General features: G+C 64.5%; 24 protein-coding genes and 3 tRNA genes. 14 read left to right on the plus strand and 13 right to left on the minus strand.

Annotation, left to right across the window (positions count from 1 at the left end; translation table 11 throughout):
• Positions 1-31: 31 nt before the first annotated feature.
• The gene (locus ABUA37_RS10250) at positions 32-706 is read left to right on the plus strand and encodes a nucleoside/nucleotide kinase family protein (RefSeq protein ID WP_349899098.1); all 675 of its coding nucleotides are present in this window, start codon (positions 32-34) and stop codon (positions 704-706) included.
• Here ABUA37_RS10250 and ABUA37_RS10255 read toward each other — a convergent pair.
• Positions 669-962, minus strand: a complete 294-nt coding sequence (locus ABUA37_RS10255; RefSeq protein WP_349899099.1) for a PLDc N-terminal domain-containing protein — start codon at positions 960-962, stop codon at positions 669-671. The genes ABUA37_RS10250 and ABUA37_RS10255 overlap by 38 nt on opposite strands.
• A 246-nt stretch (positions 963-1,208) precedes the next feature.
• On the opposite strand from ABUA37_RS10255, the gene ABUA37_RS10260 reads away from it, so the two are divergent.
• Both ABUA37_RS10260 and ABUA37_RS10265 read left to right on the plus strand, forming a co-directional pair.
• Positions 1,209-1,394, plus strand: coding sequence for a hypothetical protein (locus tag ABUA37_RS10260; RefSeq protein WP_349899100.1), 186 nt, complete (start codon positions 1,209-1,211; stop codon positions 1,392-1,394).
• 112 nt (positions 1,395-1,506) lie between these two features.
• Entirely contained in the window at positions 1,507-1,704 is a 198-nt protein-coding gene (locus tag ABUA37_RS10265) for a hypothetical protein (RefSeq protein ID WP_349899101.1), read from the plus strand.
• A 96-nt stretch (positions 1,705-1,800) separates the two neighbouring features.
• Here the strand turns inward: ABUA37_RS10265 and ABUA37_RS10270 are convergent.
• A tRNA-Leu gene (locus tag ABUA37_RS10270) sits at positions 1,801-1,884 on the minus strand.
• Between the two features lie 163 nt (positions 1,885-2,047).
• Here ABUA37_RS10270 and ABUA37_RS10275 point away from each other — a divergent pair.
• The 7 genes from ABUA37_RS10275 (at position 2,048) to pknB (ending at position 10,883) form a co-directional block, all read left to right on the plus strand.
• The gene (locus ABUA37_RS10275) at positions 2,048-2,782 is read left to right on the plus strand and encodes a DUF3662 and FHA domain-containing protein (RefSeq protein WP_349899102.1); all 735 of its coding nucleotides are present in this window, start codon (positions 2,048-2,050) and stop codon (positions 2,780-2,782) included.
• Positions 2,779-3,333, plus strand: a complete 555-nt coding sequence (locus tag ABUA37_RS10280) for an FHA domain-containing protein FhaB/FipA (protein WP_349899103.1) — start codon at positions 2,779-2,781, stop codon at positions 3,331-3,333. The genes ABUA37_RS10275 and ABUA37_RS10280 overlap by 4 nt, the downstream gene beginning before the upstream one ends.
• Positions 3,334-3,337: 4 nt before the next feature.
• A complete protein-coding gene (locus ABUA37_RS10285; protein WP_349899104.1) occupies positions 3,338-4,579 on the plus strand; it encodes a PP2C family protein-serine/threonine phosphatase in 1,242 nt (413 codons plus the stop codon).
• Positions 4,566-5,987 (plus strand): FtsW/RodA/SpoVE family cell cycle protein, encoded by a 1,422-nt coding sequence (locus ABUA37_RS10290; RefSeq protein WP_349899105.1) that lies wholly within the window; start codon positions 4,566-4,568, stop codon positions 5,985-5,987. Before ABUA37_RS10285 ends, ABUA37_RS10290 begins: the two co-directional genes overlap by 14 nt.
• Positions 5,984-7,423, plus strand: a complete 1,440-nt coding sequence (locus tag ABUA37_RS10295; RefSeq protein ID WP_349899106.1) for a peptidoglycan D,D-transpeptidase FtsI family protein — start codon at positions 5,984-5,986, stop codon at positions 7,421-7,423. Before ABUA37_RS10290 ends, ABUA37_RS10295 begins: the two co-directional genes overlap by 4 nt.
• Complete coding sequence (locus tag ABUA37_RS10300; RefSeq protein WP_349899107.1) at positions 7,420-9,120, plus strand: protein kinase domain-containing protein; 1,701 nt, start codon at positions 7,420-7,422, stop codon at positions 9,118-9,120. Before ABUA37_RS10295 ends, ABUA37_RS10300 begins: the two co-directional genes overlap by 4 nt.
• A 65-nt stretch (positions 9,121-9,185) precedes the next feature.
• Positions 9,186-10,883 (plus strand): Stk1 family PASTA domain-containing Ser/Thr kinase, encoded by a 1,698-nt coding sequence (gene pknB / locus ABUA37_RS10305; RefSeq protein WP_349899108.1) that lies wholly within the window; start codon positions 9,186-9,188, stop codon positions 10,881-10,883.
• Between the two features lie 46 nt (positions 10,884-10,929).
• Here the strand turns inward: pknB and ABUA37_RS10310 are convergent, their stop codons facing one another.
• From ABUA37_RS10310 to ABUA37_RS10320, 3 genes are read right to left on the minus strand one after another with little or no spacing between them, the layout of a single operon-like run.
• Complete coding sequence (locus tag ABUA37_RS10310; RefSeq protein WP_349899109.1) at positions 10,930-11,568, minus strand: anthranilate synthase component II; 639 nt, start codon at positions 11,566-11,568, stop codon at positions 10,930-10,932.
• On the minus strand, positions 11,565-11,723 hold the full coding sequence (locus ABUA37_RS10315) for a hypothetical protein (protein ID WP_349899110.1): 159 nt from the start codon (positions 11,721-11,723) through the stop codon (positions 11,565-11,567). The genes ABUA37_RS10310 and ABUA37_RS10315 overlap by 4 nt, the downstream gene beginning before the upstream one ends.
• Positions 11,724-11,727: 4 nt before the next feature.
• Positions 11,728-12,486, minus strand: coding sequence for a class E sortase (locus tag ABUA37_RS10320; protein ID WP_349899111.1), 759 nt, complete (start codon positions 12,484-12,486; stop codon positions 11,728-11,730).
• A gap of 92 nt (positions 12,487-12,578) precedes the next feature.
• Here ABUA37_RS10320 and ABUA37_RS10325 point away from each other — a divergent pair, with 92 nt between their 5' ends.
• On the plus strand, positions 12,579-12,827 hold the full coding sequence (locus ABUA37_RS10325) for a cell division protein CrgA (RefSeq protein WP_349899112.1): 249 nt from the start codon (positions 12,579-12,581) through the stop codon (positions 12,825-12,827).
• A 98-nt stretch (positions 12,828-12,925) separates the two neighbouring features.
• Here the strand turns inward: ABUA37_RS10325 and ABUA37_RS10330 are convergent, their stop codons facing one another.
• Positions 12,926-13,558: a rhomboid family intramembrane serine protease gene (locus ABUA37_RS10330; RefSeq protein ID WP_349899113.1), complete on the minus strand. Its 633-nt coding sequence runs from the start codon at positions 13,556-13,558 to the stop codon at positions 12,926-12,928.
• 255 nt (positions 13,559-13,813) lie between these two features.
• Positions 13,814-14,353: a peptidylprolyl isomerase gene (locus tag ABUA37_RS10335; protein WP_349899114.1), complete on the minus strand. Its 540-nt coding sequence runs from the start codon at positions 14,351-14,353 to the stop codon at positions 13,814-13,816.
• Positions 14,354-14,489: 136 nt separating this feature from the next.
• Between ABUA37_RS10335 and ABUA37_RS10340 the strand changes: the two genes are divergently transcribed.
• Positions 14,490-15,062 (plus strand): hypothetical protein, encoded by a 573-nt coding sequence (locus ABUA37_RS10340; RefSeq protein WP_349899115.1) that lies wholly within the window; start codon positions 14,490-14,492, stop codon positions 15,060-15,062.
• A 7-nt stretch (positions 15,063-15,069) separates the two neighbouring features.
• On the opposite strand, the gene ABUA37_RS10345 is transcribed toward ABUA37_RS10340, so the two are convergent.
• On the minus strand, positions 15,070-15,711 hold the full coding sequence (locus ABUA37_RS10345) for a class I SAM-dependent methyltransferase (RefSeq protein WP_349899116.1): 642 nt from the start codon (positions 15,709-15,711) through the stop codon (positions 15,070-15,072).
• Between the two features lie 78 nt (positions 15,712-15,789).
• Here ABUA37_RS10345 and ABUA37_RS10350 point away from each other — a divergent pair, with 78 nt between their 5' ends.
• Positions 15,790-16,407: a helix-turn-helix domain-containing protein gene (locus ABUA37_RS10350; protein WP_349899117.1), complete on the plus strand. Its 618-nt coding sequence runs from the start codon at positions 15,790-15,792 to the stop codon at positions 16,405-16,407.
• 86 nt (positions 16,408-16,493) lie between these two features.
• On the plus strand, positions 16,494-17,093 hold the full coding sequence (locus ABUA37_RS10355; protein WP_349899118.1) for a cation transporter: 600 nt from the start codon (positions 16,494-16,496) through the stop codon (positions 17,091-17,093).
• Between the two features lie 79 nt (positions 17,094-17,172).
• Here ABUA37_RS10355 and ABUA37_RS10360 read toward each other — a convergent pair.
• The 5 genes from ABUA37_RS10360 to gyrB form a co-directional block, all read right to left on the minus strand.
• Positions 17,173-17,245: transfer RNA gene (locus ABUA37_RS10360), tRNA-Ala, on the minus strand.
• A gap of 24 nt (positions 17,246-17,269) precedes the next feature.
• Positions 17,270-17,343: transfer RNA gene (locus ABUA37_RS10365), tRNA-Ile, on the minus strand.
• 48 nt (positions 17,344-17,391) lie between these two features.
• Entirely contained in the window at positions 17,392-17,799 is a 408-nt protein-coding gene (locus tag ABUA37_RS10370; RefSeq protein ID WP_349899119.1) for a DUF3566 domain-containing protein, read from the minus strand.
• Positions 17,792-20,386: a DNA gyrase subunit A gene (gene gyrA / locus ABUA37_RS10375; RefSeq protein ID WP_349899120.1), complete on the minus strand. Its 2,595-nt coding sequence runs from the start codon at positions 20,384-20,386 to the stop codon at positions 17,792-17,794. The genes ABUA37_RS10370 and gyrA overlap by 8 nt, the downstream gene beginning before the upstream one ends.
• A gap of 98 nt (positions 20,387-20,484) precedes the next feature.
• Positions 20,485-22,464: a DNA topoisomerase (ATP-hydrolyzing) subunit B gene (gene gyrB, locus ABUA37_RS10380; RefSeq protein ID WP_349899121.1), complete on the minus strand. Its 1,980-nt coding sequence runs from the start codon at positions 22,462-22,464 to the stop codon at positions 20,485-20,487.
• Positions 22,465-22,516: the final 52 nt, after the last annotated feature.

Raw genomic sequence — 22,516 nt, forward strand, 5'->3', positions numbered from 1 at the left:
TCGAGCACTCCGTACCTGGCGCCGGTGCGCGATGACCGCAGCCGAACACAGGGACTCCATCGACGTCGGCACGGATCTCTCGAGCCTCGTCGAGAGACTCGGTCTCATCCTCCGGGCCGACCGGCGACTCCTGCTGGGCATCTGCGGCGCTCCGGGCGCGGGCAAATCGACTCTCGCGGAGCGTCTCGCATCCCTCGTCGGCGACGAGGCCATCGTCGTACCCATGGATGGCTTCCACATAGCCACGACCGCACTCGCCTCGCCGGAGCATGTGGATCGTCGTGGCGCTATCGACACCTTCGACGTCGCCGGTTACCTCACCCTGATGGCCCGGCTCCGGGCCGATGCGGAGGACGTCACCTACGCGCCGGCCTTCGATCGCGCGATCGGAGAGCCTGTCGCAGGGGCGATCGCCGTGACGCGCCAGCACCGCATCGTCATTACTGAGGGCAACTACCTTCTCTCTCGTGAATCGGGCTGGCGCGATCTTCGTCAGCTGCTCGACGAGACCTGGTACCTCGAGCTGGCGAACGACATCAGAATCGAGCGCCTGACCGCTCGGCACAGACGGTTCGGCACGACCGCAGAAGTGGCCTACGCGAGGGCCCGCGGGTCGGACGAGGACAATGCGCGCGCAATTGCGAGCGCGCGTGGGGATGCCGACCTGGTCATCCGCCTGATCGATCACCTCGAGTCGCACGGATAGGGGGCGCGCTCGCGAACGTGGCCGCGGGCGGGGACGGGTAGCGGCGTCGTCCCAGCACGAACCACAGGATGGGCCCCGCAATCGGCACCAGCACGATGACGACGATCCACAGCACGAGGCGTGACGCCGGCATCCTCTCTCGGAACCCCCAGAGAATGAAGATGGCCACGAGGAACAGCGCGAATGTGGCCGCCGTGGACCACAGCCATACCGTCTGCGTGATCGCCACGACGTGCTCGTCCGCTGCGCTGAACACCGTCCCACCTTCCTTTTCGCGCCACAGTAGCAGCACGGTGGTGCGAGGATGCGGAGGGTTCGACCCGCCGACCGCAAGGAGACTGAGAGGAAATTAATCCAATTAGCCCCATTTCGCTGGGCAGATCGTCGCGTACAGATTAGTCTTGTCCGAACGGAAGCAAGACGAATTGGCCCGAAGACTTTTTCATGCAGCCGGCGGCCGTCGGAACCCCGATGGTCTCACCTCACAGGAATTGCAAACGTCATGGGCCACCACGCTTCCCTCTCGGTTCGCACTCGCGTTCTCCTCGTAGACGAAGACAACGACCAGCGCCAGCTTCTGAGCATCCACTTCGAACCCGCCGGATGCAACGGTGTCGTCGACATCCACGGACCGTTCACCTCGGTCCGCCATCGCTACGAAACGCACGGTCATAGCGTCTCTGCTTGACCCTCTACTGAGCACTCCGATGTCACTGCCAAGCGCCGCCAACGGCGACAACCTACCGAGTATCCCGGAACAGTTCCGTCGAGCCTTCCCTTGCCCGCGATGCGACGGATGGATGAAGACCTTCCACAACCCGTCTTACGGTGTCGGCCTGGCCAAGCACCACTACCTTCGTCTCTGCCAGAAGTGCTCCTACTTCTCCTTCATCCCCGAGGAGCTCGTGAAGAGCCAGCAGCGCACTCAGCGCCGCGAGGTGCAGAAGAAGGTGGAGACATCCACCCCCAAGTCCCGTTTCGGCTGGCGATCCAAGTAACGCGGCCATCAGGAAGACCAAAGGCCCCCGAGCACTCGGGGGCCTTTCGTGTCGTACGGGCTGGGCAGTCTCATTCGGTGAGCTGCCGACCCTTCGTGCGCGAGGGGGGACTTGAACCCCCATGCCCTCACGGGCACACGGACCTGAACCGTGCGCGTCTGCCAATTTCGCCACTCGCGCAGACCTAGCGACATTACCACAGCGCGCGGGCCACGCCGTTTCCTCTGGGGCCGTCGAGGCCGCTCGCGCAGCTTCTCGATGGGTTCCGACACCACATTCCGCCAGTGCCCAGACCCGCCCACTAACATCTACATAGTCAAGCGCAAGGTGGGGCAGGAGATTCGTGGGCATTCTGGACAGCTTCGAAAGAGGTCTTGAGCGGGCGGTCAATGGCGCCTTCGCTAAGACCTTCAAGTCGGGACTGCAGCCCATCGAGATCACCGCGGCCCTGCGCAGGGAACTCGATACCAAGGCTGTCGTCGTCGCTCGGGACCGCATCCTCGTGCCGAATAAGTTCACCGTTCGGCTCTCCAGTGGGGACTACGAGCGGATGACCGGGCTCGGCGAGGCGCTCATCGACGAGCTCATCGGACTCGTGCAACAGCACGCGGCCGCCCAGCACTACCAGTTCGCCGGAGGCATCTCGATCAGCCTCGCCAATGATCCTTCGCTGACCGAGGGAATGGTCGAGCTCGAATCCGTGAACGTCAAGGGCGACATCTCCTGGACGCCGGTGCTCGACATCGCAGGCAAGCGCTATCCGCTCACCAAGTCCCGCACCATCATCGGCCGCGGCAGCGAGGCAGACATCACCGTCGACGACAGCGGCATCTCACGCAAGCACGTCGAGGTTCTGTGGGACGGCTCGCGCGCCCAGGTCAATGACCTCGGCTCGACCAACGGTTCCCAGCTCAATGGTGCGCCGGTCACAAAGGCGCCACTTCAGCCGGATTCCGTCATTTCCATCGGCAGAACCCGTATCGTTTTCCGGGTGCTCGCCCAATCCGCCGATGTCGATCAGTTCGCAGACCTTCGAAATCAACAGCACGGTGACGATCGACGGGGTGGGCTCCGGTGAGCGAACTGACACTGCTGGTTCTGAGGTTCGGGTTTCTCCTACTCCTCTGGGCCTTCGTGTTCGTCGTGGTCTACACCCTCCGCACCGACCTTTTCGGTCAACGCGTCAAGCGGATGCCGGCTGACCAATCGTCGCCCGCGCTATTCCCCGCGACCCCGGCTCCCACTCGCCCTCCCACTCCCGCATCCCCCTCGGCGCCCACGGCGCCGGTCACGGCCGCGAAAGCCTTCCGCGGCACGATGGGCGGCGAAAAGAGCGTCGACGCGACCCGTCTCGTCATCACGTCCGGCTCCAAGGAGGGCCAGGAGCTCCCCCTCGGAAAGGAGCCGCTGACCATCGGGCGCTCCAGCGAGAGCGGTCTCATCATCCGTGACGACTACACGTCCACGCATCACGCCAGGCTCATGCTCTGGAACGATGGCTGGGTTATCCAAGACCTAGACTCGACTAACGGCACCTTCCTCGACGGTGCCCGCGTGACGGTGCCGACCCCGGTGCCCCTGAACACTCCGGTCAGAATTGGTACGACCAGTTTCGAACTTCGGCGGTAGGTGAATGGCCACTACGGGTAAGAGCGCCGCCGTCACCCATGTCGGAAAGATTCGCGCCAATAATCAGGACAGCGGATACGCGGGTCGGCAACTCTTCGTCGTTGCCGATGGCATGGGCGGTCATGCCGGCGGGGATGTCGCCTCGGCCATTGCCCTCACGCGCATCATGGAGACCGACAAGAGCTATTCCTCGGCGCACGACGCGGAGTTCGCTCTGCAGGCTTCGCTCATTGCGGCCAACTCGCTGCTCGCCGAGACAGTGTTCGAGCATCCGGAGCTCACCGGAATGGGCACCACGGTCAGCGCCCTCCTTCGCGTAGGCCACAAGCTCGCCCTTGCGCACATTGGCGACTCGCGCATCTACCTCTTTCGAGAGGGCGTTCTCACCCAGATCAGTGCCGACCACACCTTCGTGCAGCGACTCGTCGACAGCGGCCGCATCACGCCGGAGGAGGCGGCGGTGCACCCGAGGCGCTCAGTGCTGATGCGAGTGCTGGGGGATGTGGATTCCTCGCCCGAAATCGACACCACCATCCTCGACACCAAGCCCGGCGATCGCTGGCTGCTCTGCTCCGACGGCCTGAGCAGCTACGTCGCGGACGAGAAGATCGAGGCGGTGCTCGCCACCGAACCAGTGGCGCAGACCGCGGCAGAGAAACTCATCAAGGAAAGCCTCGACCAGGGCGCCCCCGACAACGTCACCATCGTCATCGTCGACATCGACGAGTCGACGGATTCCGGCTCGAACCCGCCCGTCGTGGTGGGGTCGGCGTCGGTGCCGTTGTCGTTCGAAGGCGAATCGGGCCGCCGTTCGCTACGCCTGCCGACGCTACTGCTGCATCCGCTCAAGTCGACCCAGCACGAAGACGCCCATTTCGAGCCGGAGTCGGACGAATACCTCGACGAACTCATCCTCGAAGATCGACTGCGCGCACGTAACCGCCGCATCACCTGGCTGGTGGCTGTTTCGCTGGCCGTGATCGCCATCGTCGTCGCGCTTGTGCTCGCCTACCAGTGGACGCAGTCGCGCTACTACGTCGGCCCGAACGGGCAGACCGTCGCGATCTACCGCGGCATCCAGCAGAACATCGGGCCGATCTCGATGCACAGCATCTATCAGGAGACGAGCGTCAGGCTCAAGGACCTCCCGGAGTTTACGCGCGAGACCGTCGCCGGAACCATCAACGCCACTGACCTGCAGGATGCCGAAAGCATTATCGAGCGACTAAGCGATGCCAGCCACTAAGCCCGCGGCCGCCGTAGCAGCGCCGATCGAAGCCGGTCAGCGCAATACCTTCACCAGCACCATCCGGCTGAAGCTGCGTGTGCCGGCGAGGCAACGCAACCTCGAACTGCTGCTGCTCATCTTCGCGTCGATCCTCAACTGCGGCGCGATCGCACTCGTGCAGCTCGGCGCGCTACACCGGCTCGAGGCCGGTCCCATCGCGCTCGGCGTGGTGCTCGCCCTGCTCGGCCTGGTCATCCACATAGCGCTGCGCTTCGTCGCGGCGCAGGCCGACCCGTTCATCCTCCCGGTGAGCGCGTTGCTCAATGGCATCGGCATCGCCGAGATCTACCGCATCGACATCTCCAAGCACCTCAGCGGCTGGGAGTCGGCGGGCGTGCGTCAGGTGGCGTGGACGGCGATGGCCATGATCATCGCCCTCGCGGTCGTGGTGCTCATCCGCAACCACCGGGTGCTGCAGCGCTACCGCTACATCGCCATGTTCACCGGCATCCTGCTCCTCCTACTGCCGATGCTGCCCGCGATCGGATCGACCAAGTTCGGTGCGCGGCTCTGGATCGAGATCGGCGGATTCTCCTTCCAGCCGGGCGAGCTGGCCAAGATCGCCCTCGCGATCTTCTTCGCCGGCTACCTCGTCACGAGCCGCGACAGCCTGTCGATGGTGGGCAAGAAATTCCTCTGGATGCGGTTCCCGCGCGCGCGCGACCTCGGCCCGATCCTCGTGATCTGGGCCGCCGCAATGGTGGTGCTGATCTTCCAGCGTGACCTCGGAACCTCGCTCCTCTACTTCGGCCTCTTCCTGGTGATGATCTACGTCGCGACCGGTCGGGCAAGCTGGGTTGTGCTGGGTCTCGGCCTGTTCCTCGGCGGTGCGCTGCTCGCGAGTCGTCTGCTCAGCTACGTTTCCGGCCGATTCGACTCCTGGCTCGACGCGTTCAACCAGAAGATCTACGAATCGAACGGCGGCAGTTACCAGCTCGTGCAGGGACTCTTCGGTCTGGCCCACGGCGGCCTCATCGGCACTGGCCTCGGCGAGGGCAGACCCGCCATCGTGCCCCTCGCCGAAAGCGACTACATCGTCGCGAGCCTCGGCGAGGAACTCGGCCTCGCCGGCCTGTTCGCCATCCTCGCGCTCTACCTCCTGTTCGTCTCGCGCGGGTTCCGCATCGGCTTCGCCGGGCAGGATGACTTCGGTCGTCTCCTCGGCGTCGGCCTCTCCTTCGTCGTGGCGCTCCAGGTATTCATCGTGATCGGCGGCATCACGCGCGTCATCCCGCTGACCGGTTTGACCACGCCGTTCCTCGCGGCGGGCGGATCCTCCCTCGTCGCGAACTGGATCATCGCGGCACTCCTGCTGCGGCTATCAGACTCCGTGCGCAACCAACCCAGGCTGGTGGTGGACTCATGAATCGCGAACTCAAACGAGTGAGCATCGCCGTACTGCTCATGTTCGTCACCTTGCTGTGCTCCACCACGGTCGTCGGCGTCCTCCAGACCGACAGCCTGCGCAACGACCCACGGAACGTGCGCACAATCTACGACAGCTATTCAGCGGAGCGTGGCCCGATCCTCGCTGCGGGTCAGCCGATCGCCAAGTCGGAGCCCTCGAAAGATCGGTTCAACTTCCAGAGGGTCTATTCGAATCCGAATCTGTATTCGGCCGTCACGGGGTACTTCACCCTCAACCAGGGCAACACGGGCATCGAGGGGGCGCTCAACGACTACCTGAGCGGCACCGACAATGACCAGTTCCTCGACAAGATGAACTCCATCGTGAGTGGCAAGAACCCGCAGGGCGCCGCGGTTGCCACGACCATCAACCCGGCGGCGCAGCAGGCCGCCTGGGATGCGCTCGGCGACAACTCCGGAGCCGTCGTCGCGCTCAATCCCAAGACCGGTGCCATCCTCGCGATGGTCTCAAAGCCCGGCTACGACCCGAACCTTCTCGCCAGCCACGACACCAACACCGTCATCTCCAACTACAAGAAGTTGCTCAGCGACCCGACGAAACCGCTGATCAACCGGGCTATCGCCGGAGATCTCTATCACCCCGGTTCCGTATTCAAACTCGTCGTCGCCTCCGCCGCCATCGACAGCGGCAAATACACCCCGGAGAGCGAGTTCCCGAATCCACCGACGCTCAAGCTGCCCGGCAGCGGCACCTCCATCACGAACGCCGAGGGCGGCACCTGCGGTGGGACGCCCACGGTCACGATCGCCACGGCGCTCCGCCTCAGCTGCAACATCCCGTTCGCCCAGCTTGGTGCGGCACTCGGTTCCGCTGAGATCGCGAAGTACGCGAAGGCCTATGGCTTCGGCGAGAAGCTCTCGGTGCCCATGGCAGTGACACCGAGCACCTACCCGCTCAACTCGGATAAGGCGAAGCTGATGCTCTCCGCATTCGGTCAGGACGAAGACCGGGTCACCCCGATGCAGGTCGCCATGGTCACCGCGGCGATCGCGAACGGCGGCACGCTGATGAAGCCGACGCTGGTCGACTCGATCATGGCCGCGAACCTCACGCCCGTGCAGGCGTACCAGGAGAAGCAGCTGGGGCAGCCCATCAGCAACCAGGCAAGTGCGACACTCACTCAACTCATGGTGGCCAACGTGAACAATGGTGCTGCCAGTAATGCAAGAATAAACGGAGTCGATGTAGCCGGTAAGACCGGAACAGCACAGAACGGCGAGGGACGAAAGTACACCCTCTGGTTCACCGGTTTCGCTCCAGCGATCGACCCACAAATCGCCGTCGCGGTCGTTGTTGAGAACGGAACCAGTTTCGGCAACGCGGTTGCGGCGCCAATCGCGAGAAAAGTCATAGAGGCGGTGCTGAACAAATGAGACCCACGAGTGGCCTCACTTTTGGTGGACGATACCAACTCTCCAGCCGAATCGCGATCGGCGGCATGGGCGAGGTCTGGCAGGCGACCGACCTCGTGATCGGGCGCACCGTCGCCATCAAGATCCTGAAAGACGAGTATCTGGGCGACCCGGGCTTCCTCGAGCGCTTCCGCGCGGAGGCCAGGCACGCGGCCCTCGTGAACCACGAGGGAATCGCCAACGTCTTCGACTACGGCGAAGAGGACGGCAGCGCCTACCTCGTCATGGAACTCGTGCCCGGCGAGGCGCTGTCCACCATCCTCGAGCGTGAGCGCGTCCTCTCGACCGACCGCGTCCTCGACATCGTGGCCCAGACCGCATCCGCCCTGCACGCCGCACACTCCGCGGGCCTCGTGCACCGCGACATCAAACCCGGCAACCTCCTGATAACCCCGGATGGCCGGGTCAAGATCACCGACTTCGGCATCGCCAGGATCGCCGACCAGGTTCCCCTCACGGCCACCGGCCAGGTCATGGGCACCGTTCAGTACCTCTCCCCGGAGCAGGCGAGCGGTCGTCCCGCCTCGCCGACCACCGACATCTACTCGCTCGGCATCGTCGCCTACGAGGCACTGGCGGGACGCCGTCCGTTCACGGGCGAGTCGCAGGTCGCTATCGCGATGGCGCAGATCAATGAGAAGGCGCCGGATCTCCCGGTCACGGTCTCGGAGCCGGTGCGCAACCTCGTCTATTCGTGCATCGCGAAGAACCCGGCCGACCGACCGGCCTCTGCCCAGCACCTGGCCAGGGCCGCCCAGGCGCTCCGCCGCGGCGATGTCGGCGCCGCAGTCGCGGCAGTTCCCGGCGTGGCCGGGGCGGATACCGCCACCGCGGCCACCGTGGCATTCGGTGCCGCGGCGGGAGGGTACGGTGCCACGCAGGCCACCAGCATCCTGCCGTCGATGGCGGCGTCCACCGCCACCACAACCACGGAACAGACCACGCAGTCCAAGGGCCGCAACCCGTGGACGTGGCCGCTCATTGCCCTCATCGGCATCCTCCTTGTCGTGCTCGTCGGTACCCTCATCGCACTCCTTGCCTCTCCCGGCCCGCCGAAGTCGTCACCGAGCGCCACCGTCACTCAGTCGAAGTCGCCGACGCCGACACCAAAAGCCACGCCGACGAATAGCCGTATTCAGGTGCTCAAGAGCGACTTCGAAGGCAAGACGGAGGCCGAGGCGCGCGACGCGCTCGACAAGCTCGGGCTCTCCGCCGCGGTCAACACGGGCAAGGCTGCCGAGAGCACCGATCAGGTCGGCCTCGTCTACGACGTGAACCCCACAGGATGGGTCAACCCGGGTTCCACGATCACGGTCACCCTGTATGGAGACGTGCCGACGCCCGCGAAACCTGCCACACCCACCGCCAGTCCCGCCGGACCGTACACGCCGGGTCAGCAGGTCACCGTCACGTGGTCGCCCTTCCAGTGCCAATACGGCACGAAGCTCGACTCCTACACCGTGGCGGTATCGCCCGGCTCCGTCAGCTACACGCCCGCGAACCCGGTTCCTCCGGATCAGAACAAGGTCACGGTCACCCTGCCCAGCGACCCGGCGGGCAGCACGACGACTGTGCAGTACCTTGCCCAGTGCTCCGGGACGAAGTCTCCGCCCTCGGACGGGGTCACCTTGACGGTGCCGCCCGCACCCGCGGGCTGAAGCCCCCACCAATTTCACGCATTACACTTGGCAGGTAGTCCACCCACGCCACCAGGAGATAGCACGTGACTGAAGGTACCCGCCTGCTCGCTGGCAGATACCAGGTCGGTGACCTCATCGGTCGCGGCGGGATGTCCGATGTGCACCTCGGCACTGACTCCCGGCTCGGTCGCCGGGTGGCGATCAAGCTGCTAAAGCCGGCTCTCGCCACCGATCCCAAGTTCCGCGTGCTGTTCCGTGAAGAGGCCCAGAAGGCCGCCAGGATGGCCCACCCCACGATCGTTCGAGTCTTCGACGCGGGCGAGGAGACCGTCCGCGAGCCGAACGGTGTCGAAACGCAGGTTCCGTACATCGTCATGGAATACGTCGACGGCCGCCTACTGCGCGACATCATCGCGGAGGGACCGCTCGAGCCGAAGGAGGCCGTGCGCATCGTCGCGGGCATTCTCACCGCGCTCGAATACAGCCATCGCGCGCTGCTCGTGCACCGCGACATCAAGCCAGGCAACGTCATGGTCACGCAGAATGGCCAGGTCAAGGTCATGGACTTCGGCATTGCGCGCGCCGTCTCGGATAACTCGGCAACGGTCGCTGACACCAGCGCCGTTCTCGGCACGGCGCAGTACTTCTCGCCGGAGCAGGCCCGCGGTGAGACCGTGGATGCACGCACCGACCTGTACTCGACGGGTGTCGTGCTGTTCGAGCTGCTCACCGGTCGACCGCCGTTCCGCGGGGACCGCGCCGCCGCCGTCGCGTACCAGCACATCAGCGAGGCGCCGGTTGCCCCGAGCACCCTGAATCCCAAGGTGTCGCCAGCACTCGACGCCGTCGTGCTCCACGCGCTGGCGAAAGACAAGTTCGAGCGATTCCAGACGGCCTCGGAGTTCAGGGACGACCTGGAGACCGCGGCCGCCGGCGAAGTGCCCACTCGCAAGCTTCCGACGAACGACTTCAACGCCACCCTGTTCGGCGCGAGCCCCAGCGCGACCGCGGGCTCGGAAGCCGCCCTGCGCCAGCTCGCGTCGCGCGATGACGATCGAGCCATGCGCACTCAGACGAGGCCGCCCGTCGCGTGGATCTGGGCGGGCATCGCGATGATTCTCGTCATCCTCGTCGCCGTGGTGTTCTGGGTGGTCAACCTGCCGAGCGGCAGTGAACTCAGTAGCGGACTGTCGGTCAGGGTGCCCTCCATCGTGGGGCAGAGTTACGACTCGGGCGCTAAGGAACTCACGGCACGCAAGCTCGTACCCGACCGCGTGCAGGAGCAGAGCAAGACGGTGCCCGCTGGCGCAATCATCCGCACCACACCGGTCGCCGGCACCAAGGTCGGGACGGGCCAGTCGATCCAGGTCTACGTCTCTCTCGGCAAGAGCCAGGTGACGGTTCCCGCGATGACCAATCTCACCGAGGATGCCGCGAAGGCCGCCCTCGCCCAGAGAGGTCTCAAGGAGGGCGCGGTCACGACGGAGCACTCACCCAGCATTCCCGCGGGCGTCATCATCCGCAGCAGTCCCGAGAGCAACGCCTCCGTGGAAGAGGGCGACATCGTCGACATCGTCGTCTCGGATGGTCTGGTCACGGTTCCCGAGGTGACAGGGCTCGCGATCACGGATGCGAATACACAACTGAGGGCCTTGCAACTTACGGTCACCAACACGCCAGATCCGAACTGCAGCGGCTCCAAGGTGACGGCCCAGTCGCTCCCGAAGGGTGACCAGCCGCAGCGCTCGTCCGTAGACCTCACCTACTGCAGCGGCGGCTGACCCCCGGATGTCGCCCCCGCGAGAGCGGGCGCGCTGAGAATCTCGATCAGGTGAGCTTCACGAGCGGCGTCAGCCCCTTAGCCGCGTCGCGCGCGCCCGCGAGTCCCGCCACTTCGAGCCAGTTGGCGAGCATGTAATAGCCGCCCTCGGTGAGCACCGACTCCGGGTGGAACTGCACACCAAACATCGGCGCGCTCTCGTGACGGAAACCCATGATCACGCCGCCCTGGGTGCGGGAGGTGACCACGAGCTCCGGCGGCACGGTCGAGTCGACTACCGCGAGCGAGTGGTACCGGGTGGCGTTGAACGGCTGCGGCACTCCGGCATAGAAATCGCTGTCGTCATGGGTGATGAGCGAGGTTTTACCATGCATCAGCTCGTCGGCGTGGGTGACCGTTGCGCCCAGAGCCTCCGCGATCGCCTGATGGCCGAGGCACACTCCGAGCAGCGGCGACTCCGCGGCGAGCGCGGCGCGCACGATGGGGATGGAGACGCCGGCATCCGCCGGCGTGCCAGGTCCCGGTGACAAAAGCACGGCGTCGAACTCCGCGATGCGCTCGGCAGCCTCATCCGCATCGAAGGCATCGTTGCGCAGCACCGTCGTCTCGGCGCCGAGTTGCAGCAGATAGCCGTTGAGCGTGTACACAAAGCTGTCGTAGTTGTCGATCACAAGAACGCGTGTCATGTGTTCACCGTAACCTCACTGACGTTGATCCATTCGTTGAACCAGGGGAACACGAACGCGACGAGCAGGAAGAGCACCACTGCCAACAGCAGAATCAGTTGCAAAATGCGCAACCACACCGGTCCGGGCAGGATCCGCCAAAGAGCCGCGTACATGCGTCTATCCTCTCGCCTGCACGGTCGCCGCGATCTCGGCCGGAGGACCGGCGGATGTCGGCTGCCACGAATCGAAAACCGCGTAGCCGACGATGCGCTCGGAGGAGGAGAACATCGGATTACAACTGGTCATGGTCAGGATGCGGTCGGTCGGCGCCACACCGGGACTCTGGGGCACCGCGTCGATCACGCCGACGCCGGTAGGCCTCACATACTCGAGCCCACGGAAGTCATAGGTGAAGTACCCGTCGGCGGTCTGTACGTAGATCTTGTCGCCAACCCTCAGGCTAGCAATCTGCTTGAGGGGGGCGCCATGAGTGGTGCGATGGCCCGCGACGGCAAAGTTGCCGATCGCCCCCGGTAACTGGCTGTCGGGATAGTGGCCGAGAATCCCCTTGTCGAGAACGTCGCCCGTTCCGACGCCCTCCGCGATGGCGCGAGCGTAGTCAGAACCGAATCGCGGAATGTAGAGCACCGCGAATTTCGTTGCGTTCCTCTGGGCGGCAGGAACCACCGGTGGTCCGTAGTCCGGCTTCTCCACCTTTGGTGGAGTGCGCGTGGGTACGGAACCGCTCCAATTCTTCGCGAGCTGCACCGCCGCCTTGTCCTGCTGGGCACCCACCACCAGGTCGTTCAGCCACAACTGCCAGCCCAGGAAGAGGAACACCAGCACGCCGGCCGTGATCAGCAATTCACCAAGCAGCCCTATGACGCTGAGACGGTGCGGGCCGCCGGAGCCTTTCGGATGTGGCGCGCCAGTCATGCAGTCGATTCTAGGTGACCGAGACCGCCCCCACGCCCGGCCTCCCGGGCCCTCGGGCCGGGCGGAGAGGCTTTCACGCTAGAATCTGGGGCATGGCCAGACCGACTACTCGCACGAAGCCCGAACGACCGCAGACCGCTCGCACGGGTGACGATGCTCCTAACCCCGTTTGGTTCAAGCCGATCATGTTCGGCCTCATGCTCATCGGTCTCGCCTGGATCATTGTGTTCTACGTCAGCGGGGACGTGAAACTGCCCGTCCCCGAGCTCGACAACTGGAACATTCTGGTGGGTTTCGGCATCCTCTTTGTGGGATTCCTGATGACCACGCGCTGGCGCTAACGGCGTCCGTCGCCGCGGGGGTACACGCCTGTCCGCCACAATGAGGGCAATTACACGGGTGTAATTATCCCCATTGTGGAAAGCCCTGTGGATAACTTTTAGGACAGTCGCACAGGCATGAGCTGAATGCCCACCACGGTGAGCGCGACGAGTGCGACTGCGAGACCGACCAGCAGCAGGATCTGCGTTCCGCGCCGGTCGATCCGTCGCGTTCTCATGAACACCAGCGCGACGAGCGCCCCGACCACCAGGCCTCCCACGTGCGCCTGCCAGGCGATGTGCAAACCGGGGATGAATCCGATCACGAGGTTGATCGCAATCAGCACCAGCAGCGAGTTGCCGTTGCCACCGAGGCCGCGCTGGATGATGAAGAACGCGGTGAACAGACCGAACAGTGCGCCGGATGCCCCGAGCACCGGAATCCGGGGATCGATCAGCAACACAGCGAGCGAGCCGCCGTATCCGCTCAACAGATAGAGCACGATGAAGCGCGTGCGGCCGAGCATCCGCTCCAGGATCGGGCCGAAGATGTAGAGCGAGTACATGTTCAGCGCGATGTGGATGAAGGACGCGTGCAGGAACAGTGCCGTCAGCATCCGCCATGGTTCGGCGGGCACCCACGGCGAGAAGTCAATGAGCGCCAGGGTGGCCGTGCCGGAGTCGGGCCCTCCCGTGAAATATTGCACGACGAAGACCAGTGCGCAGAGCGCGATGATCGACCAGGTCGCCACGGGCGCCCCATTGCTCAGCGCGATCCGGGTCGATGTGACGACGGCGGGCCTACGCCTGGGTGCACTGAGTCGTGCCTCCCTGGTGCATTCCGGGCAGTGCACGCCGACCGCCGCCTGCGTCTGGCATTCCGGGCAGATGGTGCGGCCGCAGCGTTGGCAGAGAATGAAACTTTGCCGGTCCGGATGCCGGTAGCAGAAGTTCGCAGGATCCTGCTGCGCCTCGGCCGAGGCGTCGGTCACGGTCGTGCCACGAGGTTAGACCTCGTCGATGCTGATGCTCTGGATGACGACGTCCTCCAGCGGGCGGTCGCGGCCATCCTTCTTGACGGCCTCGATCTTCTTCACCACGTTCTTCGACTCTTCGTCTTCGACCTTGCCGAAGATGGTGTGCTTGCCCTGAAGCCAGGTCGTGGGCACGGTCGTGATGAAGAACTGCGAGCCGTTGGTGCCGCGTCCCATCTGAATGCCGGCGTTCGCCATGGCGAGAACGTAAGGCTGAGTGAAGTCGAGCTCCGGGTGGATCTCGTCGTCGAACTGGTAACCCGGTCCGCCGGTTCCCTGCCCGAGCGGGTCGCCGCCCTGGATCATGAAGTCGTCGATGATGCGGTGGAAGATCACACCGTCATACAGCTTGTCTTTGGAGACCTTGCCGGTCGCGGGGTGCGTCCATTCGATGTCACCCTTCGCGAGGCCGACGAAGTTGGCCACCGTCTTCGGGGCGTGATTGCCCAGAAGGTTGACCTTGATGTCGCCGAGGGTGGTGTGGAAGGTGGCTACGTGAGTGTGCACAGGCATTCGGCTATTCTTCCACAGCATTGCTCGGGAGACGCCGCGTCTGGGCATTGTCTGTGCGCCTGCTGGCAATGCATTGGCGGCCTCCGGGGCGCATGGGAAGATTGATGCGATGTCGATGCGGCACGAGGAGGACTCTGTGAGACTGTCACGAAAGCGCCAGAAGGAGCTCAAGAAGCTCGCGAAGAATGCGTCGCAACTGTGGGACGAACAGCGCGAGGTGCTCGATCGCGCGTCTCGGGTCGTGCGCGATGCGGGACATCAGGCCACCAGCCTCGGGCGCGAGGAGCTCGCGCCGCGTGTTCGCGACGCGGTCGACAACCACGTGCGGCCGGGTGTAGCGGCCGGTATCGCTGCGACACGCACCGTGGCGGGAGCGACCAAGGACAAGTTTGTCGATGAGGTGCTCCCCAACGTGACCTCGGCCCTCAGCTCCGCACTCGCCGTCATCGAGGCGACCAAGAACCCGCAGGTGCGCGAGGCGCTCGGCAGAGTCGGCAAGGCGGGCGCCAAGGTCGGTGCCAAGGTCATGCCGACGGCGAGCAAATCGTCCGGCCCGGGCAAGTACATCCTCATCGGCCTCGGTCTGGTTGCCGTGGCCGGCGTGGCATACGCCGCCTGGCAGACACTTCGTGCCGACGATGAGCTCTGGGTCAGCGACGAGGTCGACGAAGAAGCGGATGTCGCGGCAGTGACGCCCGTCGAGGGCTGAGTTCGCCCTATGCGGGTTCCCTGCGCAGGCGGATGACACCATCCACATGGCTCTCCGCCGTGCCGTCCGGCTTGCGGCGCATCACGGGTACTTCGCCGGAGTGGACGAGGGTCCAGTCCGCGAGGTCGAGCGCAGCGAGCGTCTCGTTGTTGGTGGGGAACGATGGGAGTTGTCCGTCTGAGCTCTCTGCCCAGTGCATTGTGCCCTGATGGCCGATGATCACCAGCGTGCCGCCGGGCGCGACCGCGGTTGCCGCACTTCTCAGAATGCGCTCGCGGGTGAGTGTCACGGGTGAGTGCAGGTACGCGACACTCACGAGGTCCCAGGCGCCGTCCGGGAAGGCTGTCTCGAGGTCGGCCTGCTGCCAGTGGATCTTGTCGGCGCATCCCGCGGCCTCCGCGGCCCGCGCCGCCTGAGTCAGAGCGGCCCGCGCGATATCCACGCCCGTGACCGCCCATCCCTGAGCGGCGAGCCAGATCGCGTCACCGCCCGTGCCGCACGCGACATCCAGTGCCGAACCGGGCGTGAGCGGCCGCTCCGCGAGTTCGGCGACGAGCGCCGCGTTGGGGTTTCCTGTCCACGGACCCCTCTCGCCGTAGAACTCCTCCCAGAACTCGGCGCTGTTCTGATGTGGGTGCTGTTCGGTCATCGTGACCACCTCCGCATAAAGTGTGCAATCTCGTCCGACACATGGCAAGCCCGTTTGCTGTTGTGGCAAGCTGGGGTCATGGATGGCATCGCAGAGTCCCTGCAGAAGATCGGGCCGCACCTGCGGTCGCTGCGGCTCAGTCGCGACATGACGCTGGCGACGCTGGCGACGCAGACCGGGATTTCGCTCAGCACGCTGTCACGACTCGAATCCGGTGAGCGACGGGCGACGCTCGAGCTGTTGCTGCCGCTCGCGAGGGCCTATGGGGTCACGCTCGATGAACTGGTGGATGCGCCCGCGACCGGGGACCCGCGCGTCCACCTTCGCCCGGTGAAGGCGCACGGAATGACGATGCTGCCGCTCACCACGCGAGCCGGCGGCATCCAGGCATTCAAGATCGTGCTCTCAGGCGAGCGCAGCACTCCCGAGCTGAAGGTTCACGAGGGCTACGAGTGGATCTATGTGCTCAGCGGGCGGCTCCGGGTCGTGCTCGGTGAGCGCGATCTGGTACTCATTCCCGGCGAAGCGGCGGAGTTCGACACGCGCGTTCCGCACTGGTTCGGCTCCGCCGATCCCGATCCAGTGGAGTTCCTCAGCCTGTTCGGCCAGCAGGGCGAGCGCGCCCATCTGCGCGCGCGGCCGAAGACCTCGGCGGAACAGGGCGGCTCGACGCCCGCGATTCAATCGCCCCAGTAGCCGATCGCCTCGGCCCTGGGTCGACACCAGAACCTCATAGCCAGCTGGGGTACGCCGCAATAATCGATCGCTGAGAAAATCAGTTCATGACGATTCGACCGGTCGCTCGCCACACCCTGCTGCGTCGCGGCAGGTGGCTCGAGTGGTTCACGCTCGGCTGGAACGTGGTCGGAGTGATCGTGCTCGGTGTTCTGGCGGTGAGGGCATCATCCGTCGCATTGCTCGGGTTCGGGTTGGACAGCTTCATCGAGATCGGCGCCTCGATCGTCGTGCTGTGGGAGCTTTCGGGCAGAGGCGAGGCCAGGCAGCGGAGAGCACTGCGGTTGATCGGCATCGCCTTTGTCTTGTTGGCTGCCTATCTGCTGGCCCAGTCGGTCGTGGCTCTCATGTCGGGCCACCGCGCCTCGCCGAGCTTCGGTGGCATCGTCTGGACCTGTGTGACGGCCGTAGTGATGTTCACCCTCGCCGCTCTCAAGGTGCGAACCGGTCGGGAGCTGGGCAATCCGGTGCTCGAAACCGAGGGTCGGGTGACGCTCGTCGACGGGCTCCTCGCCGTCGCCGTACTCCTCGGACTCACCCTTGATCTGCTGTTCGGCTGGTGGTGGGCCGACCCCGTCGCAGGGCTAGTCATCGTGTATTACGCGATCACGGAAGCGATCCACATCTTCCGCGCTGAAAGCACTTGATGATGGCGCGCGCCGAGATGGGCCCCGAAGTGCCGACGATGACGGCATATAAGTAGCGGTCGACGTCGCGGTTGAACTGTGGAGCCTAGGGGAATCGAACCCCTGACCTCCTGCTTGCAAAGCAGGCGCTCTACCAATTGAGCTAAGGCCCCGCGTGAATCCGGGTGGGATTCGAGTGGGGATACGAGGACTTGAACCTCGGACCTCTTCGTTATCAGCGAAGCGCTCTAACCGCCTGAGCTATATCCCCGTGGGCAGATACGAGAGTATCGCACCCGCCGATTTTCACCCAATCGGATCAGTTGTTGGTGAATCCCACCAGAAGCCCGCCGGTGATCCGCACGCTGAAGTTGTAGAGCAGCGCCATGATCGCACCGAGTGCGGTGCCGATCACGAGGTTAAGCAGCGCGACGATAATCGAGAACAGCAGCACCGTTCCGAGCGACACCGTGCTGGTCACGCTGAAGCTGCTGTCGTTCAGGATCTCCTGCAGCAGCCCGTCGAGGTTGCCGAAGATGCCGGTGGTGTCGAGCACGATCCAGATCAACAGCGATGCGACGACCAGCACGATACCCAGCGCGAGTGCAATCAGAAACGACAGCTTCACGGCCGACCAGAAGTCGACGTAGACGAGCTTGAGGCGAACCTGCTTGGTTGCCGCAGCCTTCTGCGACTTTCGTTGAAGTTTCTCGGCGACGCTACTCATCTATTGCTTCGTCCTTCCCGGCTTCTGGTTCTGCGACCGGTGTCTCGTCCTGCTGAATTTGCTGGCCCTGCTCGTCCAGATTACGTTCACTGTTCTTCGCGACTGCGATGATTCGGTCGTCGTCCGCAAACCTGGCGAACACAACACCCATGGTGTCACGGCCCTTAGCCGGTACTTCGGCCACGGAGGAGCGTACCACCTTGCCACTGGCAAGAACCACAAGAACCTCGTCGTCCTCCTCGACGATCAGCGCTCCCGCCAGGTCGCCCCGCGCCTCCGCGAGTTTCGCAACCTTGATCCCGAGTCCACCACGGTTTTGCGTGCGGTACTGGTCAACGGAGGTGCGCTTCGCGTAGCCGCCCTCTGTCACGACGAAGACATAGCCCTCGTCGCTCACCACCGTGGCAGCGAGCAGGGTGTCGTCCTCGCGGAAGTGCATACCGATCACGCCCGAGGTGGCGCGACCCATGGGGCGCAGCGCCTCATCGGATGCCGTGAACCGAAGCGACATTCCCTTGCGTGAAACGAGCAACAGGTCCGAGTCGCGCTCGACGAGCTTGGCGGAGACGAGCTCGTCGTCCTCCCGGAGGTTGATCGCGATGATGCCACCAGAGCGGTTCGTGTCGTACTCCGACAGCATGGTCTTCTTGATCAGCCCGGCGCGCGTTGCGAGCACGAGGTAGTTTGCCGCCTCGTAGTCGCGAATCGCGAGGATCTGGGCGATCTCCTCCTCCGGCTGCAGGGCGAGGAGGTTGGCGACGTGCTGTCCCTTGGCGTCGCGCCCGGCCTCCTGCAGCTCGTAGGTCTTCGCGCGGTAGACGCGTCCCTTGTTGGTGAAGAAGAGCAGCCAGTGGTGGGTCGTGGTGACGAAGAAGTGCTCGACCACGTCATCCGCCCGCAGCTGCGCGCCCTTGACACCCTTGCCGCCGCGGTGCTGACTTCGGTAGTTGTCGCTGCGGGTGCGCTTGACGTAGCCGTCGCGCGTCACGGTGACCACCATCTCCTCTTCGGGGATGAGGTCTTCCATGTTCATGTCGCCATCGAAACCGAACATGATCTCGGTGCGGCGGTCGTCGCCGTACTTGTCGATGAGCTCGGTGAGTTCTTCGCTCACGATGTCGCGCTGGCGCTGTGGGTCGGCGAGGATCGCGTTGAACTCTGCGATCTCCTGCTCGATCTTCTCGTTCTCCTCGATGATCTTCTGGCGCTCGAGGGCCGCGAGGCGGCGCAGCTGCATGTCGAGGATGGCGCGCGCCTGGAGCTCATCGATGGTGAGCAACTCGATCAGGCCGTCTCTGGCATCCTCGACGGTGGGCGAACGGCGGATGAGCGCAATGACCTCGTCGAGCGCGTCGAGCGCCTTGAGGTAGCCGCGCAGGATGTGCGCCCGCTCCTCGGCCTTGCGCAGCCTGAACCTGGTGCGACGCACGATCACGTCGATCTGGTGAGTGGCCCACGCGGTCACGAAACCGTCGATCGCGAGTGTGCGCGGGATGCCGTCGACGATCGCGAGCATGTTCGCGCCGAAGTTCTCCTGCAGCTGGGTGTGCTTATAGAGGTTGTTGAGCACAACCTTCGCGACCGCGTCGCGCTTCAGCACGATGACGAGGCGCTGGCCGGTGCGGCCCGAGGTCTCGTCACGGATGTCGGCGATGCCCGCGAGCCTGCCCTCTTTGACGAGGTCCGCGATCTTCAGCGCCAGATTGTCGGGGTTGACCTGGTACGGCAGTTCGGTGACGACGAGGCAGGTGCGACCCTGCAGTTCCTCCACGTTGACAACCGCGCGCATCGTGATCGAACCACGACCGGTGCGGTACGCATCCTGGATGCCCTTGATGCCGAGGATCTGTGCGCCGGTCGGAAAGTCCGGTCCCTTGATGCGCTGAATGAGCGCCTCGACGAGTTCCTCCTGCGAGGCGTCGGGGTGGGACAGGTGCCACAGTGCGGCCTCGCCCACCTCGCGAAGGTTGTGAGGCGGGATGTTCGTGGCCATGCCGACCGCGATGCCAACCGAGCCGTTGACGAGCAGGTTGGGGAAGCGACTCGGCAGAACCGTCGGCTCCTGGGTGCGGCCGTCGTAGTTCGGCTGGAAGTCGACGGTCTCCTCTTCGATGTCCCGCACCATCTCCATGGCGAGCGGCGCCATCTTGGTCTCGGTGTATCGGTGGGCGGCCGCGCCGTCGTTGCCCGGTGAACCGAAGTTACCCTGGCCGAGCGCGAGCGGGTAGCGCAGGCTCCACGGCTGCACGAGGCGCACGAGCGCGTCGTAGACCGACGAGTCACCGTGCGGGTGGAACTGCCCCATGACGTCTCCGATGACGCGGGTGCACTTCGAGAATCCCTTGTCCGGGCGGTAGCCACCGTCGTACATGGCGTAGATGACGCGGCGGTGAACCGGCTTGAGACCGTCTTCGACGAGCGGAAGCGCGCGCCCGACAATGACGCTCATCGCGTAGTCGAGGTACGAGCGCTGCATCTCGAGCTGCAGGTCGACCTGGCTTATCTTGTCGTGGGTCGTGTCGATCGCCTTGCCCGCGATCTGCTCGCTCGCGCCGTCGTTCTCGCCGGTCTCGGTATCGTCAGCCATTGATGTCCAGTCTTCGTTTCAGTAGTTCGTTCCCTGAGCCTGTCGAAGGGAAGCGGGGTTGGCGCGGGCGCTTCGACAAGCTCAGCGTCCGCACGCGATCAAATGTCGAGGAAGCGAACGTCTTTTGCGTTGCGCTGGATGAAGCTGCGGCGCGACTCGACGTCTTCACCCATGAGGGTGGAGAAGATCTCGTCGGCGGCGAGTGCGTCATCCAGAGTGACCTGCAGCAGGGTTCGCGTCGCGGGATCCATGGTGGTCTCCCACAGTTCCTTGTAGTCCATTTCGCCGAGACCCTTGTAGCGCTGGATGCCGTTGTCTTTCGGAATCCGTTTGCCCGCGGCGACCCCGGCGGCCACGAGCGCGTCGCGCTCCTCGTCGCTGTAGACGTATTCGTGCGGAGAGTTGCTCCACTTGAGTCGGTACAGCGGTGGTTGCGCGAGGTACACGTAACCGAGGTCGATGAGCGGCCGCATGTAGCGGAACAACAGGGTGAGCAGCAGCGTGGTGATGTGCTGGCCGTCGACATCCGCATCGGCCATGAGCACGATCTTGTGGTATCTGGCCTTCTCGGGGTCGAAATCCTCGCCGACTCCCGCGCCGAACGCGGTGATCATGGACTGCACCTCGTTATTGGCGAGTGCCCGGTCGAGGCGCGCCTTCTCCACGTTGAGGATCTTGCCGCGCAGGGGCAGGATGGCCTGGAATTCCGGGTTGCGGCCCTGCACTGCTGAACCACCGGCCGAGTCACCCTCGACCATGAATATCTCGGACAGGCTCGGGTCATTGCTCGAGCAGTCGCGAAGCTTGCCGGGCATGCCGCTCGACTCGAGCAGGCCCTTGCGCCTGGTCTGTTCCCGCGCCTTGCGAGCGGCGAGCCTGGCGGCGGATGCCTGGATCGCCTTGCGGATGACGTCGCGCGCCTGAGTGGGGTTGCGATCGAACCAGTCGCCGAGCTGATCGCCAGCCACCTTCTGCACGAAGGACTTCGCGATCGTGTTGCCGAGCTTGGTCTTCGTCTGACCCTCGAACTGCGGCTCGGAGAGCTTGACCGAGATGACCGCGGTCAGACCCTCGCGCACGTCGTCGCCGGTGAGGTTGTCATCCTTTTCCTTGATGATCCCCTTCTCCCTGGCGTACTTGTTGACGAGCGTGGTGAGCGCCGCGCGGAATCCCTCTTCGTGCGTTCCACCCTCGTGCGTGTTGATCGTGTTCGCGTAGGTGTGCACGCTCTCCTGATAGGAACTCGTCCACTGCATGGCGACCTCGAGGGAGATCTTCGCGTCGGTGTCTTCCAGCTCGAAGGAGATGATGTCGGGGTGCACGACCTCGACCTTCTTCGCCGAATTGAGGTACTGCACATAGTCGACGAGGCCCTGCTCGTACATGTAGCTGACCACCACGGGTTCCTGCTCGTCCCCGTGCTCGTCGAGATTGACGCGCTCATCAGTGAGCGTGATGCGCAGGCCCTTGTTGAGGAACGCCATCTGCTGGAACCTGGCCCGCAGGGTCTCGAAGTCGAACTCGACGGTCTCGAACGTCTCCGCGCTCGGCCAGAAGGTGATCGTGGTTCCGGTGCCCTCGACCTCCTCGCCCTTCTCGAGCGGTGCGACGGGAACACCGTGCTTGAAGCTCATGCGCCAGGCGTGACCCTGCTGGTGCACCTCGACATCCACCTCGCGGGAGAGCGCGTTCACGACGGAGATACCGACGCCGTGCAGACCGCCGGACACCGCGTATCCGCCGCCACCGAACTTTCCACCGGCGTGGAGGATCGTCATCACGACCTCGACGGTGGACTTGTTCTCGGCCTTGTTGAGGCCGACCGGGATGCCGCGGCCGTTGTCGATGACGCGGATACCGCCGTCACGGGTCATGGTCACCCGGATGTCGTCGGCGTAGCCGGCGAGCGCCTCATCGACCGAGTTGTCGACAACCTCGTAGACGAGGTGGTGCAGGCCGCGCGGCCCCGTGGAACCGATGTACATGCCCGGGCGCTTGCGAACCGCTTCGAGCCCCTCAAGAATCTGGATGTCATCCGCGCCGTAGCTGTGGTCGAACTTGGGGGTCGAATTAGACATATGGGATGAGGCTCCAGCCGATAGATCGAGCGTCGTTCATTGCCCTGCTCCT

Source organism: Parafrigoribacterium soli (assembly GCF_040227235.1).
Taxonomy (GTDB): Bacteria; Actinomycetota; Actinomycetes; order Actinomycetales; family Microbacteriaceae; genus Parafrigoribacterium_A; species Parafrigoribacterium_A soli.

Bases quoted from the DNA above. Each gene is read 5' to 3' on its own strand.
- ABUA37_RS10370 (WP_349899119.1), bottom strand. From the start codon at position 17,799: ATGAGTAGCGTCGCCGAGAAACTTCAACGAAAGTCGCAGAAGGCTGCG.
- ABUA37_RS10325 (WP_349899112.1), top strand. From the start codon at position 12,579: ATGGCCAGACCGACTACTCGCACGAAGCCCGAACGACCGCAGACCGCT.
- ABUA37_RS10250 (WP_349899098.1), top strand. From the start codon at position 32: ATGACCGCAGCCGAACACAGGGACTCCATCGACGTCGGCACGGATCTC.
- ABUA37_RS10315 (WP_349899110.1), bottom strand. From the start codon at position 11,723: ATGTACGCGGCTCTTTGGCGGATCCTGCCCGGACCGGTGTGGTTGCGC.
- ABUA37_RS10290 (WP_349899105.1), top strand. From the start codon at position 4,566: ATGCCAGCCACTAAGCCCGCGGCCGCCGTAGCAGCGCCGATCGAAGCC.
- ABUA37_RS10335 (WP_349899114.1), bottom strand. From the start codon at position 14,353: ATGCCTGTGCACACTCACGTAGCCACCTTCCACACCACCCTCGGCGAC.
- gyrB (WP_349899121.1), bottom strand. From the start codon at position 22,464: ATGTCTAATTCGACCCCCAAGTTCGACCACAGCTACGGCGCGGATGAC.
- ABUA37_RS10265 (WP_349899101.1), top strand. From the start codon at position 1,507: ATGAAGACCTTCCACAACCCGTCTTACGGTGTCGGCCTGGCCAAGCAC.
- ABUA37_RS10285 (WP_349899104.1), top strand. From the start codon at position 3,338: ATGGCCACTACGGGTAAGAGCGCCGCCGTCACCCATGTCGGAAAGATT.
- ABUA37_RS10295 (WP_349899106.1), top strand. From the start codon at position 5,984: ATGAATCGCGAACTCAAACGAGTGAGCATCGCCGTACTGCTCATGTTC.
- ABUA37_RS10260 (WP_349899100.1), top strand. From the start codon at position 1,209: ATGGGCCACCACGCTTCCCTCTCGGTTCGCACTCGCGTTCTCCTCGTA.
- ABUA37_RS10320 (WP_349899111.1), bottom strand. From the start codon at position 12,486: ATGACTGGCGCGCCACATCCGAAAGGCTCCGGCGGCCCGCACCGTCTC.
- ABUA37_RS10350 (WP_349899117.1), top strand. From the start codon at position 15,790: ATGGATGGCATCGCAGAGTCCCTGCAGAAGATCGGGCCGCACCTGCGG.
- ABUA37_RS10355 (WP_349899118.1), top strand. From the start codon at position 16,494: ATGACGATTCGACCGGTCGCTCGCCACACCCTGCTGCGTCGCGGCAGG.
- gyrA (WP_349899120.1), bottom strand. From the start codon at position 20,386: ATGGCTGACGATACCGAGACCGGCGAGAACGACGGCGCGAGCGAGCAG.
- ABUA37_RS10310 (WP_349899109.1), bottom strand. From the start codon at position 11,568: ATGACACGCGTTCTTGTGATCGACAACTACGACAGCTTTGTGTACACG.
- ABUA37_RS10300 (WP_349899107.1), top strand. From the start codon at position 7,420: ATGAGACCCACGAGTGGCCTCACTTTTGGTGGACGATACCAACTCTCC.
- ABUA37_RS10345 (WP_349899116.1), bottom strand. From the start codon at position 15,711: ATGACCGAACAGCACCCACATCAGAACAGCGCCGAGTTCTGGGAGGAG.